16 protein-coding genes and 1 pseudogene are annotated in these 15,291 nt (G+C 31.4%); 6 read left to right on the top strand and 11 right to left on the bottom strand.

The window, feature by feature from the left end; translation table 11 throughout:
- Positions 1 to 73: 73 nt before the first annotated feature.
- A complete protein-coding gene (locus D1869_RS06155) occupies positions 74 to 286 on the bottom strand; it encodes a sulfocyanin (RefSeq protein WP_156014375.1) in 213 nt (70 codons plus the stop codon).
- A 110-nt stretch (positions 287 to 396) separates the two neighbouring features.
- Here D1869_RS06155 and D1869_RS06150 point away from each other — a divergent pair, with 110 nt between their 5' ends.
- Positions 397 to 783: a hypothetical protein gene (locus D1869_RS06150; protein WP_156014374.1), complete on the top strand. Its 387-nt coding sequence runs from the start codon at positions 397 to 399 to the stop codon at positions 781 to 783.
- A gap of 294 nt (positions 784 to 1,077) precedes the next feature.
- Here the strand turns inward: D1869_RS06150 and D1869_RS06145 are convergent, their stop codons facing one another.
- Both D1869_RS06145 and D1869_RS15440 read right to left on the bottom strand, forming a co-directional pair.
- Entirely contained in the window at positions 1,078 to 1,842 is a 765-nt protein-coding gene (locus tag D1869_RS06145; protein WP_156014373.1) for a GNAT family N-acetyltransferase, read from the bottom strand.
- A 104-nt stretch (positions 1,843 to 1,946) separates the two neighbouring features.
- Positions 1,947 to 2,225 (bottom strand): annotated as a pseudogene (locus D1869_RS15440) (IS5/IS1182 family transposase); the annotation flags it as partial.
- A gap of 428 nt (positions 2,226 to 2,653) precedes the next feature.
- Between D1869_RS15440 and D1869_RS06140 the strand changes: the two are divergent.
- Positions 2,654 to 3,682 carry an encapsulin gene (locus D1869_RS06140; protein WP_156014372.1) on the top strand — a complete coding sequence of 343 codons (1,029 nt, stop codon included), beginning with the start codon at positions 2,654 to 2,656 and terminating at the stop codon, positions 3,680 to 3,682.
- A gap of 248 nt (positions 3,683 to 3,930) precedes the next feature.
- Here the strand turns inward: D1869_RS06140 and D1869_RS15435 are convergent, their stop codons facing one another.
- The 8 genes from D1869_RS15435 to D1869_RS06115 all read right to left on the bottom strand — a co-directional run bounded on the left by D1869_RS15435 (position 3,931) and on the right by D1869_RS06115 (position 9,680).
- The gene (locus D1869_RS15435; protein ID WP_375781478.1) at positions 3,931 to 4,485 is read right to left on the bottom strand and encodes a DUF4143 domain-containing protein; all 555 of its coding nucleotides are present in this window, start codon (positions 4,483 to 4,485) and stop codon (positions 3,931 to 3,933) included.
- 20 nt (positions 4,486 to 4,505) lie between these two features.
- Positions 4,506 to 4,901 (bottom strand): AAA family ATPase, encoded by a 396-nt coding sequence (locus D1869_RS15430; protein ID WP_269203974.1) that lies wholly within the window; start codon positions 4,899 to 4,901, stop codon positions 4,506 to 4,508.
- A 38-nt stretch (positions 4,902 to 4,939) separates the two neighbouring features.
- Positions 4,940 to 5,059 (bottom strand): hypothetical protein, encoded by a 120-nt coding sequence (locus tag D1869_RS15675; RefSeq protein WP_269203975.1) that lies wholly within the window; start codon positions 5,057 to 5,059, stop codon positions 4,940 to 4,942.
- Positions 5,060 to 5,201: 142 nt separating this feature from the next.
- The gene (locus D1869_RS15130; RefSeq protein WP_196772276.1) at positions 5,202 to 5,378 is read right to left on the bottom strand and encodes a hypothetical protein; all 177 of its coding nucleotides are present in this window, start codon (positions 5,376 to 5,378) and stop codon (positions 5,202 to 5,204) included.
- A gap of 947 nt (positions 5,379 to 6,325) precedes the next feature.
- On the bottom strand, positions 6,326 to 6,808 hold the full coding sequence (locus D1869_RS06130; RefSeq protein WP_184651034.1) for a stage II sporulation protein M: 483 nt from the start codon (positions 6,806 to 6,808) through the stop codon (positions 6,326 to 6,328).
- Between the two features lie 2 nt (positions 6,809 to 6,810).
- On the bottom strand, positions 6,811 to 8,241 hold the full coding sequence (locus D1869_RS06125; protein WP_156014370.1) for a M48 family metalloprotease: 1,431 nt from the start codon (positions 8,239 to 8,241) through the stop codon (positions 6,811 to 6,813).
- Positions 8,242 to 8,250: 9 nt separating this feature from the next.
- A complete protein-coding gene (locus D1869_RS06120; RefSeq protein WP_156014369.1) occupies positions 8,251 to 8,592 on the bottom strand; it encodes a hypothetical protein in 342 nt (113 codons plus the stop codon).
- Between the two features lie 710 nt (positions 8,593 to 9,302).
- Positions 9,303 to 9,680, bottom strand: coding sequence for a cupin domain-containing protein (locus D1869_RS06115; RefSeq protein ID WP_156014368.1), 378 nt, complete (start codon positions 9,678 to 9,680; stop codon positions 9,303 to 9,305).
- Positions 9,681 to 10,437: 757 nt separating this feature from the next.
- On the opposite strand from D1869_RS06115, the gene D1869_RS06110 reads away from it, so the two are divergent.
- The 4 genes from D1869_RS06110 to D1869_RS06095 all read left to right on the top strand — a co-directional run bounded on the left by D1869_RS06110 (position 10,438) and on the right by D1869_RS06095 (position 14,464).
- Entirely contained in the window at positions 10,438 to 10,971 is a 534-nt protein-coding gene (locus tag D1869_RS06110; RefSeq protein ID WP_156014367.1) for a hypothetical protein, read from the top strand.
- Between the two features lie 396 nt (positions 10,972 to 11,367).
- Complete coding sequence (locus D1869_RS06105) at positions 11,368 to 11,943, top strand: hypothetical protein (protein WP_156014366.1); 576 nt, start codon at positions 11,368 to 11,370, stop codon at positions 11,941 to 11,943.
- Between the two features lie 85 nt (positions 11,944 to 12,028).
- Positions 12,029 to 12,817 carry an aldose 1-epimerase gene (locus D1869_RS06100; RefSeq protein WP_156014365.1) on the top strand — a complete coding sequence of 263 codons (789 nt, stop codon included), beginning with the start codon at positions 12,029 to 12,031 and terminating at the stop codon, positions 12,815 to 12,817.
- A 225-nt stretch (positions 12,818 to 13,042) separates the two neighbouring features.
- Complete coding sequence (locus D1869_RS06095; RefSeq protein WP_156014364.1) at positions 13,043 to 14,464, top strand: hypothetical protein; 1,422 nt, start codon at positions 13,043 to 13,045, stop codon at positions 14,462 to 14,464.
- Positions 14,465 to 15,291 lie beyond the last annotated feature (827 nt).

Genomic DNA, 15,291 nt, shown 5'->3' with positions numbered 1-15,291 from the left:
CTAGTCCTTTTATTATTTTATAATTATCATAAAAAACTATATTTTATAGAAATCTTCCCTTTTATCTTCACTTTTAAGCCCAGACTGGGGATGATGAAGTAGAAGTTGATGTCGAGGTAGTGCTTGTGGAACTAGTACTTGAAGTTGTTGTTGTACTAGTTGTTGATGTCGAGGTAGTACTTACTGCTGTATGGGGCATTGCTGCCATTGCAAAGAATACTCCTCCAATTATTAGTATAATTGCTGAGAGTGCAATTAATACAAGTCCAATTTTGTCTAGTTTCATGACCTTTACCTCATTTTTATTGATTATAAACTTTTTCCCAATATTCTCTTTTCAATACAACTTTTGATTTAGGAAAAAATTAATTAAGTAGTCAATTAAACATTATTTTTATGAAAAGAGTTTCCACTTCAATAATAGGTTTAGGGATAGTAGGAGGTATACTTAGTTTTGCTTGGAGTGCCGATCATTTCCCCTTATACGGATTAAGCTTCTTACCTTTTGGAATAAGAATATTCTTTATATTAGATGCTGTTCTCTCAATAATTGCTGGGGTACTATTCATCCTTGCCTTTAGATTATTTACCGTAAAAATAATTTATTTACTAGAAATCGTCTATTGGTGGATCAATTACCTCTTACTTACGTTAACAAGAGTCCTTCCAGCACCACTAATTGGGAAACCATTACCCGTAACTACTGGACCAGCACTAATAGCCTTCATCCTTGATATACTTTTAATTATAGTCTCCACAGCCCTGTATATTTTCATAAGCTAAAAATTTTTACATGTTAATATCTCTATATTAAATAAAAGACATGAAGTTAAAAATATTCTTTTTGCTGAGATCTTTTAACGATTTCCATATCATCGGTTAAAATGAGATAGTCCTTAACTCGTAAACAAATTCTACGGAGATACTACAAGAAATTGGCTAATAAATTGAAGAGACGATAGGTAAGTTATAAAATTTTGTTCTAAAATAAAGAATTTTATTACATATGATAGTACATAATATTAAGTAATTTAATTATGATAAATATAGAATATAATAATTTCTTCTCACTCAGAACTAACCGAACGAATATCTGAAGATACCATAAATTAGCTCCTTATCCTCATTTATTTTATCCCCTTTTCTCATTCTTACGCATTCGTAAACTTTCTCGCCTCCCAGACTCTTTATGAATTCCTCATTGACAGTTATAATTAACCTTACTCCTAGATTCGATACAGCATATCTAATCAATTCTTCAGCACTTAGCTCATTAACAGCTATTAATGGACCTATAACGTTTCGATAAACTATACCGAAACCACCCTCATTATATACTATTTTACCCTTAATTCGTGACAAAAGTTTTGACCTATCATCACCGAACGCCATTTTATCCAGTTTAAGCATCCAATCCTCGAGCTTTTCTGTTATTTTAGCTTTTCCCTCTCCTCTAACTTGCGAAATATCATAAACCACAGTCTTATACTCTTCTTCAAAACCAAGATCTCTATAAAGCTTATAACCAGCATTGGTTGCGTCAAGCCTTATACTCCTTGTCTTTATATCATTGAGTAATTCAATCATTATTTTTCTTCCAATTCCCTTACGTTGGTATTCTGGCTTTACACCTACATTACCTATCCAGCTTAAGTTATAATAAGGAATATAACAAGCAGTAGAGATTATTCTTTCTCCTTCCTCCACTACTATACATTTTCCTAGATCAAGGAAAATAGAAAAGATCTCTTTATTTGCTTCTACGTTAGAGGAACCCATTGACTCTCCCCAAACTGCTGACATTTCTTGAATATCACTATAAGTCGCTTCACGTATAATCATTATTATTTACACCTCAAAGCTTAAGTAATTCCTAGTCACTCCTCTTCATCTATTACATCTTTCGAAGTATTAAAGATTATAATGTGTCTTATATGGTAATGTATTTCAAATCCCCAGAAGACCTTGAGGAGTAAATCCCTTATTCTGTCGCCGAACTTATGGACAAACCAGTGTAACGAGGACTTTGACTGGACTTCCTAACGTTGAGGAAATTCTTGACCACACTATTAACAGTTACTAGTTTAATGTCCCCCCGTACGACTCTCTGAAGAGCACATTACGATCAACATCTTTAAGTAAATCCAAGGGGTTCATTTTGGTGAACTTGAAACCATCAAACTCCCTTATGATTACAGCTCTTTCAAGATTTCCTCGCAAACCAAAAGGTATTTACTCTTACTCTTCTAACCCAAATATTTTGGGATTACGTCTAAGTTATACCATGGAAATTGTAATTTGCTCGCACGTTGTTCCCCTTAAGTATTATTATACCAGTTGAGTCTGTTATACTTGTTTTAGTATAAAAAATTTATTAGTAAAGTAAATTACATTTATTACGTATTTGACGCCCTAACGCGAGTCCAAGGGGGATAAAATCTTTGATAGCAAATATATCCAATATTCTATTGGCTAAGGGTAATCTTTAAGAATTATGCTTAGTGTTAGTTATTTTAGATCCTTTATTCTCCAGAGTTTATTAGCCAAAGCACATTATCGATAACTGATTCTTGATAAAACAAATAGCACGACAATTAAATTACGGATACGCCTTCTGTGCAAGCTTATATATCTTATAAAGAGATATAATTATATGTTTTCAACAGATCCTTCAGTAAATGTAAGAAAGGAAAAGATGGATCAAGAAGAGATGATAAGGGCTATACGGGGCGCTTTAGCTGCTGAAATTGATGCTATTAACTATTATCTTCAACAAGGAAAGCTATTTTCAGACGAATTCGTAAAGAAAGTGCATGATGATATTGCTAAAGAAGAGATGACACATTTCGGTGAGTTTTTGAGGTTACTATATCACCTAAATAGGGAAGAGTTCAATTACATATTAAAAGGTTGGAATGAGGCTTCAAAATTAATAGGAAAGGAGGAGTTTCCTATAAAAATTAATGACGTTGAACTCACTAATGAAAAAACTAAAGTTGAGAAAAGTGACGCTATGTCAGAGAAAAATTATGTTAAATCTTCCTTAAAGAGTTTATCTAACATAATAAAATGGGATCAGCAAGCAATACCGTTTTATGAGACAAAAGTACAAGATACCGCAATAATACAATCTGATAAGCAAGTCTCATATCCTCTAAGCAGAATAAACACGCTCTTTAAAGTTATGCCAGATCTACCCAAAGAAGAAACTCAGCCAGTCTTTATGAAGGCTTACCTTATGCATAGTAGAAAAGAGGATTTATTAATCTATAGGGAACATCCTTTGTCCATATTACAACGTAGCAAGAAAATGAACAGAAGTGATTGGAATATTCCGGGCAATATTGTCAATGACATCGTTAGGGCTTATGAACAGGTTCTTTCTTCAGGATATTCAGACGTTAATTTAATAATACCTCCCTACGTACATGCGTTATTATACAGAGTCGTTGATAGGACTGGAACAATGGAAATAGAATTACTAAGACATTTAGGCAACATATACATCTCACCTAACGTAGATACTATAGTCGTAATCTCTAAGCAAGTGTTATATGTTTACGAAAAGAAAAGTACAACTCTGGAAAATTTAGGAAGAGATGGAGTATATGAAGTATATATGCTATCCTCTGAATTAGCTCCATACGTTACAGACCCAGAGGGATCAGTAGTGATATCATAACTTATGATTTGATAAGAATCTAAGCCTCTTATTCCTTAACTCTCTTTTATAGAGAGGTTTAAATAGATGTTTATATCTATAATATTTTTATAGAGAAATTCTATGTTATATAGTTTTAAAGACAATAATTTAGATCATGAAGAGTCTGTTTATCTCCTTCGAAAGAAAGAATTATTTCCAGATTGTCGAAATATAAGACTATCAGAGATCTGTAACTAGTTTTCTTTATCACTCTTCTATATATAATCTTAGCTCATAAAAGAGTACAATATATCTTCTATATTAATAAGGAACTTATATGCATGGAGAACTTTAATCTCTTCTATCTCCCTCTTCTGTTCAAACGTAACTATAAGTGCAGCATTATAGTCTGCATATTTTTTGAACTTTCTTAAACTCTTTAGCTCTCTCTCCTCATTTTCATCATTCAGTTCATAAGTTATCTGTATAGGGAGAATCTTTTTACCACTCTTTATGATAACGTCAATTTCAGAATCTTCAGAAGACCAATAGTACAGTTCATAAAACCTTCTTATCGTATATCTATATAGATGCTGAACAATTAAGCTTTCAAAAGTCCTTCTGAGAGGCGCGGTATAAAAATACTTTAAAAAGCCGTTATCTATTACATAAACCTTTCTAGGTGGATTCTCTATATCTTTAGGAGATATTGAATAGTTCTTTATGAAAAAAAGTAGGAATGATTTTTCAAGATATTCAGAGTACCTCTCAACAATCTTTACTGGGATTTTAAGGAACTTGGACACGCTATTATAAGTTATTTTAGAGGCAGAGGAGGAAATGCAAAACTTAGCAAGAGTCCTTATATTCTCCTCCCTTTTAATATTATACCTAAAATATCTTTCACAATAATCGTGTCAAAGTAGGAGTGAATAAGCTCAGCCCTCACCTCTGGATTAAGAACGACGTCTGGAAATCCTCCGTAGTTCATCATTTCTACCAGTTCTCTCTTTATTTTATCTATGTTTTCCGCTAACTCAACAATTCCTTTCACACTTATCCCTTTAAATTTCAATATCTTACGGAAGGAGAGAGGAGTAACTCTAACTTCAACACGCCTACCAGAAAGTAAAGTCGTGAACTCCGAACTTAATAGTTTTGCCGATGATCCCGTAACAATTATCTTTGCCTCGCGTCTTTCTTCTAAACCTCTAACGAACCTCTCCCAGCCCTCAATTTCTTGTGCCTCATCTAGCACTAGATAAGTGGGCTTACTCTTATCCTTTTTTACATAAGTTAAAGAGTATATATTTTCAGAAGTAGCTCATAATTAAGGTTTATCAGCCTCTTATCGTCGAATCTAATAATTAAAGTATCATCTGGGTTTACTCCATTCTCTATTAGTCTGTTTAATATTTGTCTCGCAATGAAAGACTTTCCTGCCCTCCTAATTCCAGAAATAACTACTATTTTTTACACTGCTTAACAGTTTTATTATTCTCTCCACATAACATTACTTTTCTATTCCTACTTTAGGCTTTTCTTTTTCCGTTTGTCCCTACACTTTCATTTCACTCATTTTATCTTCAATCATGATCGAGTGTAGGGGCTTAGCCCTCAACCACCTACTGGTAGGTGGGTCATGGGACTCCTTTGAGCCCAACGGCACGGGACTCACATCTCCGTTATCTCCCTCACCCTTTTGGGCATAGCCCACATCGGTGTGAGAGATCATCTTTATCGAAAAAATTTTAACATTATCAAATATAAAAAGATTTTTATTAACGTGAAAAAGGGTTCAGCCCAGAAGTTCCATTCTGACATTATCTTCAGTAGTTCCTCATCATTCATAATATATCGTATAATATAATCTTGTCATATGTGACAAACTATTAATGTGAGAATTTGTCATATATGATAAATAATGAGAAGCAAAAGCCTAATAACTCAATTAGCAATTATAGTAGGAAAATCGTTACGTTTTTATGTTACGTTAAAAACATATAAGAAAGATCCTCTTACTAATTGAAGATTTCTTTCTAGTAAGCGATAAAAATAAGGAAGCAAATTCTAAGTATTTATTAGTTTATGAGCAAATATTATAATTTTTATGGTAAGATAATATCTTTAAACTACTAATCAATAAAAACTTATGGAATTTGACTCTTTATAGAAGAGAGGTTTATGAAGCCAATCTGAGCTGTATATGAGGTAACATACAAATTCATTAAGTTAGCATAATAAGAGAAAGACATTAAGTTAAAATTCTCATATACGTGGAATTATTAGAAAGAAGATTATAGGATGGATTGACTATAATACTCTACTGTGTCTACTTATAATATGAAGCATTCTGTTCTCTCCTTAAACTTCAAGTGATGAGTATTAGAGAGAGTTAATGAAGTTCAAATTTTTGATTATCTAAAAAAACATAACCTTATCACAATCACTAAATTTCCTCATCATGGTATATATGGAGTTAAGGCTCGATTTATCACACTTAAAGTAAAAAAGCAAATAATGATGTCGAATTTAGAACTCATAAGATATTAAATTTATACAATTATATGTAAGCGTATTAATAAGGAGAGGTTGCCTACATGTTTAGGTCTTGGCATTAGTGGTCTTCTACTGATACGCAAATATTTTTATCATTATTCATGAACACTTCAGGGTGTAAAACTACTTGGATAATATATGTTCAAGGATGTAAATAGTTAAGGATGACTCTATGAAAGCCGCAATTACTAACATGATAAAGCCTATGAAAAGAAGCTTTATTACTTTGTTTCTATATCTAAAATTTTCTCCTGCATAAGCGATGAAGCAAAAACCTAAAAGCTCTAAGATACCATGAGGAAGAATACCAATTAAGCCTATTATAAAACCAGAGGTAAATACTATTTCGCCTATAACAAAAGATAAGACCAAAATTACTATCCTCTGAATTACCTTACTGATACCAAGAAGGAAGAGTATTATTGCAAATGTAAAGTTCACCTCTATAATCTTCAAGAAAAGTCCGTAGTCAGGTATGGGAAGAGGTATTGGAACACTTGGTTTGGAGAAACCTTTGAAGTAATCTATTAAGCCTCCTCCTAAGAGGCCTAACCAAAATGTAAGGTAAATTTTTATAATATTCTTCCAATTAAATTCTTTTAACAATTTTATACACCATGTAGAAATATTCTGATTACGCTGATTACGCCAATGAGGATGTTTATACCTAGATATATTAGGAGGGTGTGTATAATAATCTTTTTAGATTTTAGAAACACTCTAGCAATCATATATGTTAAAGCTATCCCAACTAAGAATAGGAAAATAATTAAGTATATGTTAGGGTATCCATTTAGTGCACTCATACTTGAAATTATGTAAAGTCCGGCAAGTAGGGTGGAGAAGTTCATGCTTCCCCTTTCAGTCATTCCATAGTACTTCTTTACAATGGGTAAGAAAACTAACCCTACTAGAAATAATATTACAAGAATACCTATGTAAAGGAAAGGGAAGAGTTCTATTATAATAATTGAGTTTGCACGCATTATTGCAATTGTTGCTGCTACAAAAGAGAGAATTGTTGGAAACTCCCAAAGGCCTAAGGAGGATAAAGGATCTCCAGTTTTTAAAGCATTCCTTGATGAGGTGTGAGTAATTCTACTAAATAGAGGGGCTTCCTCAGTACTCTTTATATTTTTACCATAATGTATTCTAAGTATTTCTAATAAATTCTCATACGCTTTTTCACCAATTATCTTAAATGCGAAAGCGTCAGCCCTCGATTCTGCAACCCTCAAGAAGAGGAGACTTGCAACTCCTATAGACAACACTACTAACAGTGTTTTAATTACAAGAAGCAAACTAATGTTTATGAGGGGAATAATATATGAAAAAGGTGTGAAAAATAATAGAGAACCAATAATAGATACTAGTAATATTCCTATTATTTGAAGTAAAATTGGATGATATTCCTTTGCATGGGCTAACTCATGTAACTCAATTGTCTTTACAAGAGATTCATCTTCATAATCATATATAAATATTATTTCCTTAAAAGGTGAACGAAGCGATAATGCAAGAACACCTGTAGTTAAACCACCATGCACAAATTTAGGAACCCTAATAATTTTAACTTCTCCAGGTTTAACCTCTTTAAATAAATCAACTCTAGATAATACTATCATTGAAAATAAAATTCCAAATAAGAAGTTTAAGGCAATCGAAACAAATAAATCCATAGGGGTAATAAAAGTTACGTGAAGAATCCAAACAAAACAAGCAAAAATAAAGAGTGAAGAAAGTGTTAATGAGAAAGAGAGAAGCAAAGACATTTTTACGATTAAAATAAAAGGATTATAAACGTTTTTACTATATGATTTCGATTCTGGCACAGACTTCTGTAAATCCCCTTTAAAAAGGGCTTTAAAAAGGGATATTGCAATGAGGGCTGCGAAAAACATTCCTATGCTTGCAAATCCAATACCCATAAAAAGGATTATTTGCGCTAAAAAAGGATTGATTTTATATATAAAAAATGAAAAGATAGAACTCAATATGGAAAGGAGAGAAAAGAAAAATACTGCCTTTCTTTTATTCAATTTTATCACCTAACCGAAGCCTAGACCGAAGAATGCAAGCCCTATGCCTACAATTAGAAGTACTAATGCTAGCGTGTTATAACCCATATAGTGAGCTACAGCGGCAAGACCACCAAATGCTCCTGCTCCTACAAAAAAGATTTGCGCCATACTAGTAGCAGTACCATAATCAATTGAAACCTCGAAACCAAAAATACTAAACTCGACCATATCGAGCCCTTCAATAGCCATGTAAGCGGCTAGTAGGTAAATCGATAATGGAAACATTGCTAGTAGAGTTATAGCTACTAGAGCTAAAAATGCAGTTACATTGCTATACTTGCTTATTACTTCCATTCTATCTTTCTTCACCTTTTCACCTCCGTAAGATTATTTTGAATACTAACTTATTTTTTTAACTATTTACACTATTAAATTGCCTTATGAGAATGGTTAATTAATGTTTTTATTCTATGTTATTTATTGTAATATGCATTTAATCAATACGTTATCTCATATATTCATTTTTGCTATATTCATTTATAAATCCAAGCAATATAACTCCAAATTCATCACATCGAAAATAATTCTATTGAATAATGGTCTTTTTCATATTAGTTACAAAAAGGCTAAGATGTTAAAAGTGAACCAATGATTAGAGTAACAAGATATTAGTATAATGTTATTATCCTTTGCATTTACTATGAAAACACTATATATTTTGGGGAGATACTGGATTAGACAAGTAGCTTTTCTTCGCCACCCCATTTCACAGAAGCTCCTTGCTAAATTTGGGATAGCCCTTCAAATTCCCTTTGCAACTGTTATGAAAAAGACTATAGTTTAACTGAATACTCTCGTATTGTAGTACTATTATCGTATAAATAAGAGTAAGCTGAAGCCTTTCTCTACTTTAGGTTTTATTGTCTCAGCTAAATTTGTATTACAGAGATACGACTACTATTACGCCATTGTACAAGAGGCAGAGCATGGGATATCTCAAAAATTCTCTCATAATTATGTCTTTCTTAATCTTCATGTCTTAATGTAAAAATAAAATCTTAACTACTTTCCTTCCTTTCTCAGTCACATTTTTCATCAATCGTTTGTATACTCATATCTTCTGCGTAATCAATTATGCAAAAGAACTCTAACTCTTTATCATAATTTACAAAAGCATGTTTAACTCCTCCATCAATAAAAATGTAATCTCCTTCTTTCAGTTCGTAAGTTTTATCAGCAACACATACTTTACATTTTCCTTTTACTATAATTACTGTCTCTTGATATTTGTGTACATGCATAGGAATCACTCCATTAGGCTCTAAAGTAAATCTCCTTACAGCGTAGTGTGCCCCTTCATTTTTAGTAACTAACCATTGGATGTAAGCTCCCTTGGAACCCCTAATTGGTACTTGTTGTTTTTCCACTTTCGAAATGTTTGATAAGTAGTAATCCATGGGTTATGTTACATTTTATCTCTTTTAAAGTTAAGCATATGATAAAAAAATTGAAGAGAAAATATCAGTTACAAAATTTTTCTCTTATCAAGCTATCTCTAGACTCTACCTACCTCAAATTTTAGGGGTTAATCCCTAAAAAGGAGGGTAAAATTGAATATATATTCTCTTATAGCTCTTTTTTCATATTTTCTTTTATTTCTTCACATTTTTCAAATAATCTCTCTTGCTATTAATTCTCCAGTTGAAGTATATCTCTTCCTTAATCTATTTGGGGTAAAAGTTTTTACGTCTTTCCAGTTAAAGTTTTGCGTTAAATAAAAAACCCGTTAAAGTGACAAGTTAAGTCGGAGTTAACTGAACAAAATATTACTTCAAGCTTTAGAAAGAGAATGAAAAGACGTAAACTACACTTGAAATAAAGGTTTTATTGCTCTTACTAAAAATTGAAAGTAATACGCTCCCTTCCTTTTAACCAAAAGGAAATTTTATTTGGAATAGCCCAAAACTCCCAGGTTTTTTTATTGTTTTTATTTCAACAAAGCAAACTATTCAGATACTTCTTCAGTTCTGGTTTTCAGAGGTTTATCTCATTTTAGTATTGTGAGATTGAACAATTGTTTCTGGTAAGTAAGGAAACGAGTGAATCTTATAATAATTTCTTGTTAAACTTGTTCATGAAGTGGAGTTTTAATCAACACTGATAATCTCGATATACACAAAATGCATAAATTTGAGATTTAGATTACTACATTACATGGAAAGTGTCGAAGATTACGAGGAAATAATTAGGGATGCTTTTAAGATTATTGAGAGTATATTGCCTAAAAGGGGCTATGATTACATCAATATTAATATTTATCCTTTTGGTAGTAATAGGGCTTCAATAGCATTCGGACATAGTTCAGACTTATATTATACAGTTTTATTAATGGATGATATAAGATTTAAAGGAAAGTCTTTAGAATTCCTCATAAAAAGTTCACTTATTACGCTTCTTAGATTAAGCGTGAAAGATCTTAAATCCATTTCTGATGAAGTTAAAAAAGGGAATTTTAGTTCTTTAGAAAGGTTAAAAGGGATAGATGCTCATGTGATAGAAATTTTTGAAGAAAGTGAAGAAATTCCGTTAAAAGAGATAACAGATTTTCTCGTGAGAATGGTAGATAGGACTGAGACTATTATTTCAAAAAACCTAGATGTTCTTTCAACTTATGTTAAAATAGTAAGAGAATTAGGGGAAATTATGGAACATGCAGACAGGATGAAAAAGAATTTGCCACTAAATTAAAAGGAAATTCTTGATGAGACTAAAAATAAGGAAAAAGAGAGTATAATGGAACTTAAAGGAATTGATGGTTTAAATAAATTATCTAGTTCAAACTTGACGGCAATTTATGATAATATTAACGCAATCTCAAAATACCTTAAAACTCAAATAATGAAATTAGGAAAAGTCTAAAAGAATGTAAGTTGTAATTTATTATTCCAGCTCTAATAACTGGATGTCTTTAAAGGTATGTGATTCTAACTAAATACTCGATATATGGGAAATTAATCTTAAAAGAGGTAATAGTTCTCCTAAATCAGGTAGTCCTAATAGTATCTTTAAATTTCCCTCTACTTTTATCAAAGGGTAAAAATTTAGGTCAAGTAAAAATTAATAACTTCTGATCTTATTTATCTCATGGTCTCGCTTTTTAAAGCCCTCATGATGATAGGATTTGAACATGTAGCACCTAGAACTCTACAAAGAGGAAATACAACTATATTTGTTTACCATAGCATATACGGTTTAAAGTGGGTAATTAATACTCAATTCGGTAGTGCTAGTTATTATAGTCAGAAAGATGCCCTTCACGGTTTAGTCCTTAGACTTGTAATTAGTAAAGAAGAATTAGAATTTTTAGCGTCACTAGGAATTGATTATGCTAGAGAAGAGCTGGAGAACTACGAAAGAACGCTGAAGAAAATAGAAGCTGGGGGGACAAAAGCTATAAGAGAATATTTGAGATCGCTTGAGAAAAGAGAAGAAAATAACACAAACTTAAAAAATATTGAGATGCAATTTAGGAAACAAGTGATTTACCCCTACTTAGAGAGGATTCTGGTAGAGACTAAAAGCAGATGCCCAATATGCGGTAGACTAATGATAGAGACTGATGAATTTTATAACCATTTAAGGAGTAGTAGATACAGAAAAATAGAACACGAGGAATTCTTTAGAAAAATCATTGAAGAGATAACTAATCTTTCACCCTAATCAGTTAATCTAGCCTTCCTCACCATTCAGGAGGTTGGGTGCTCATCATCACTTACTTTTTATGTATCTAATCTTATTATTCCATATGAAAATAAGAAAAGGAAATACTGAGGCTGAAATTTTACTAAGAGGAGGTTATTTGTATTCCTTCACAGTAAATGGAAAAGACGTCATTTTAAGGGGAAACCTCTATAAACCTACAAGGGGCGGAATGGCACTTCTAATACCATATGCAAATAGAGTTAAGGGTGGTGAATATGAATTTGATGGCATCAAATATTCTCTACCTAAAAATAAGGAAGGAAACGCCATCCACGGTTTAGTATTAAATGAGGTCTTTGAAGCAGTTGATAAGAAAGATGATTCTCTAACTTTACAGTATTTATTGAAGCATGATGGTTACCCTTCAACACTCCTCTGTAAAGTAAACTATAAGGTAGATGAAAACTCATTATCTGTTACGATCTCAGTTACTAATACTGGTGAAAGAAGAGCACCTCTTACAGTTGGTACTCATCCTTATTTTATAATTTCAAATGATTGGGAGATTTTTACGTCAACAGATGTTAAGCAATGCGTTATGAAGGATAAGATTCCTACTGGGGATCTTGTCTCTTCTAAATTTGAACATAGAGAATATGACGATTGTTTTCTAATAAATGGAGATATACAGCTTAAATCTTCTTATTCTTCTATTTTAGTTAAGAGAGAGAATATGCCTTTTGTTCAAGTTTATACTGGAGTTAAAGGCGCTTTAGCAATAGAACCGATGAGTGGAGCACCAGATGCTTATCATAATGGCTTGGGATTAAAGGTTTTGAACAATAAGGAAGAAGCTAATTTCTCTTTTCAAATCTTCGTGGAAAGAATTTGATTAGAAAAATAAGGCCGTTCAGGAGTTCACTAAGAATTGTAGTTTTCCTATTAATACTATAGATCTATTTTTAAGAGAAATGATTTTTAGGTTTATTGAGAAGGAGCAGATCATTTTTATCTACTATACATTATTTATCATATTTAGTTTTTGAAATTTTTACATTATAGTTATTTACTAGAAAAATTTATATAATCACTATATTAACTAAATCATTTAGAGAAAATGGGTAGGAGAACTAAAATTGTTATGGTTTCTTCTTTGATACTAATTTTTATTATAATATTAACAATTGTTATAATTAACAATTACAATACTATATATACACTCTACGTTAAGTATACTGACCCTAAGGATATAAATGTTATATTCTTCAAATACTCCCACAATAAATTAACACTACTACAAAACGTTTCTGTAAGCATTTTCGCATTCTACCCAACATCAAATGGTACCGTAATTAGGAGAATACTAGTTGAAAATGATACTGGTTATGTGAAAATACCCTTAAGTGACTTAACCATAATAGCAGAGCATTGGATAAAACACTACGGCTATAATATCTCCCCATCACTACTGGGATTCGCATCATACACAATAAACGAGGGAAACGAAACAATAGCATACATACAACCATTCACAATAACAATCTCACCATACAACATAACACACGGAATAGGGAAAACAGTAACAAAACTATTCATCAAACCAAGGAAAATTACAATAAAAAGAAAAGACCCCACAACCACTACAACAGTACCCCAAGAACAAGTAGAAGGAATAAACCTAATATTCTACCTAAACAACGTATGGTTCTACCCATCAAATAAAAGCCTAGGAATAATACCACTATCAGTAGTCTACGTAACTGATACAAACTACACAGACTATGCAGGCACTTTACTACTTAAAGAAGGATATTCACAAGCATCTGGAATACAATTCAAATTTGGAGTTCTAGTACTAGGATACCCAATAACCATTTCAGGCTTCTCAATAACCACAAGTGCTAATAATCTAGTAGTCTGTGGAAAAGGAGATTATGGCAAAAGTGAGAATACTAATTTTTTGGAGATTTATACTATGGGTCAGATTGCTTTTGCAAATTATAGCGTGTATTACTATTGTCCAGCTGCCCCTTGTGCTCCTCCACAATTTTATGGTTATTGTGATGAAGTATTTCTGACGGGGTTAGAAGTTGTAAGTTCTGGGTCAAGCTATTTACCAGAATTATATAATACAACAACTCCCAACGTTCCTCCTAGTGAGTATTTCTCAAACAACCTAACCTTCATATTTAGTGTAAATCCTACTACAATTACCAATGCGTATACTTCAGTTTCAATTTATACTTCTAATGGTTTTGCTACTTATAGTATTCCCATTGGCTTAATTATTAAGATTGCCGAGTTATTGGGTGAGACTATTCCTTCATGGTTGTCATTAGCTTTGGCAGTAGTCTCACCTTATGTGGGGATTGTTACATTTACAAATTCTTACACTTACTTTGCATCAACACTCTCCATAACGGATCTTTCCTTAAACACTTATTACGTATATTTAATGAACTCTAGTATACCCTATTGCATTGGTGGAGAGAAATACTATATACCGTATTACTATTACTATATAAATTATACATCGTAATTTTAATTATAAGGTAAATTTGAAAATTGTTTTGAATTGTGATATATGATATTATTTCATCATTTTAAAGAAATTTTTGTATGATCAGTTTAATTTTTAATAAATTATTTGTTTTTAAGAGTATTGGGTTATAAATTTTTAATAAAAATTAAGAATTTTAGTAGAGTTTATGCTTAGGATAGAGAATTATTCATATAATTATTTATAGACATAAATTTGAAAAATAGCTGGAAAAAGAATCACCATTACCATTAATAGTATATCTATAGAAGTATAAATAAAGTTATGCTATACTACGGATTCATTATTAATTTATAACTTATGTTTTGTGGTTAACTTCAAATTTTATTAAAGGTAGTATGAATGTGGTTTTCAATTGTGACTTTCTCTTCATGAAGATTAATTTAATTTTTTAGCATAGTGACTACATTTGCTAATTAGGGGGACATGACGTTATAATACAGAGTTAATTGACATTATGTTATATAATGAATTTTTCATAGAATTATATTAATTAAGAGAAGATTTTAATCTATAATAGATATATTAATTATCTAGTTTATCTTATCTATACTACTTATTAACATTCTGAAATTTAAATAGAGATGAAATATTATTTAATTTTATTCATTCTTCATTAAATTTTTTACTGAATTCTGTTAATATTATATTCAATTTTTATCTGAAGAAAAACTTTGCTTTTTTGGGCTATCTCTTAAGCGGAAGATTTGAGGAGTAATATTAATTTATGTGATACTCTGTTTTATTTTTTAAGATCTATTTTGTTTTCAATCAATTAATAGAATATTTTTATATTGTTTAATTGA

The organism is Sulfurisphaera ohwakuensis, from assembly GCF_009729055.1.
In the GTDB taxonomy this organism is placed as follows: domain Archaea; phylum Thermoproteota; class Thermoprotei_A; order Sulfolobales; family Sulfolobaceae; genus Sulfurisphaera; species Sulfurisphaera ohwakuensis.
This window is presented reverse-complemented; position numbering and strand designations above follow the sequence as displayed.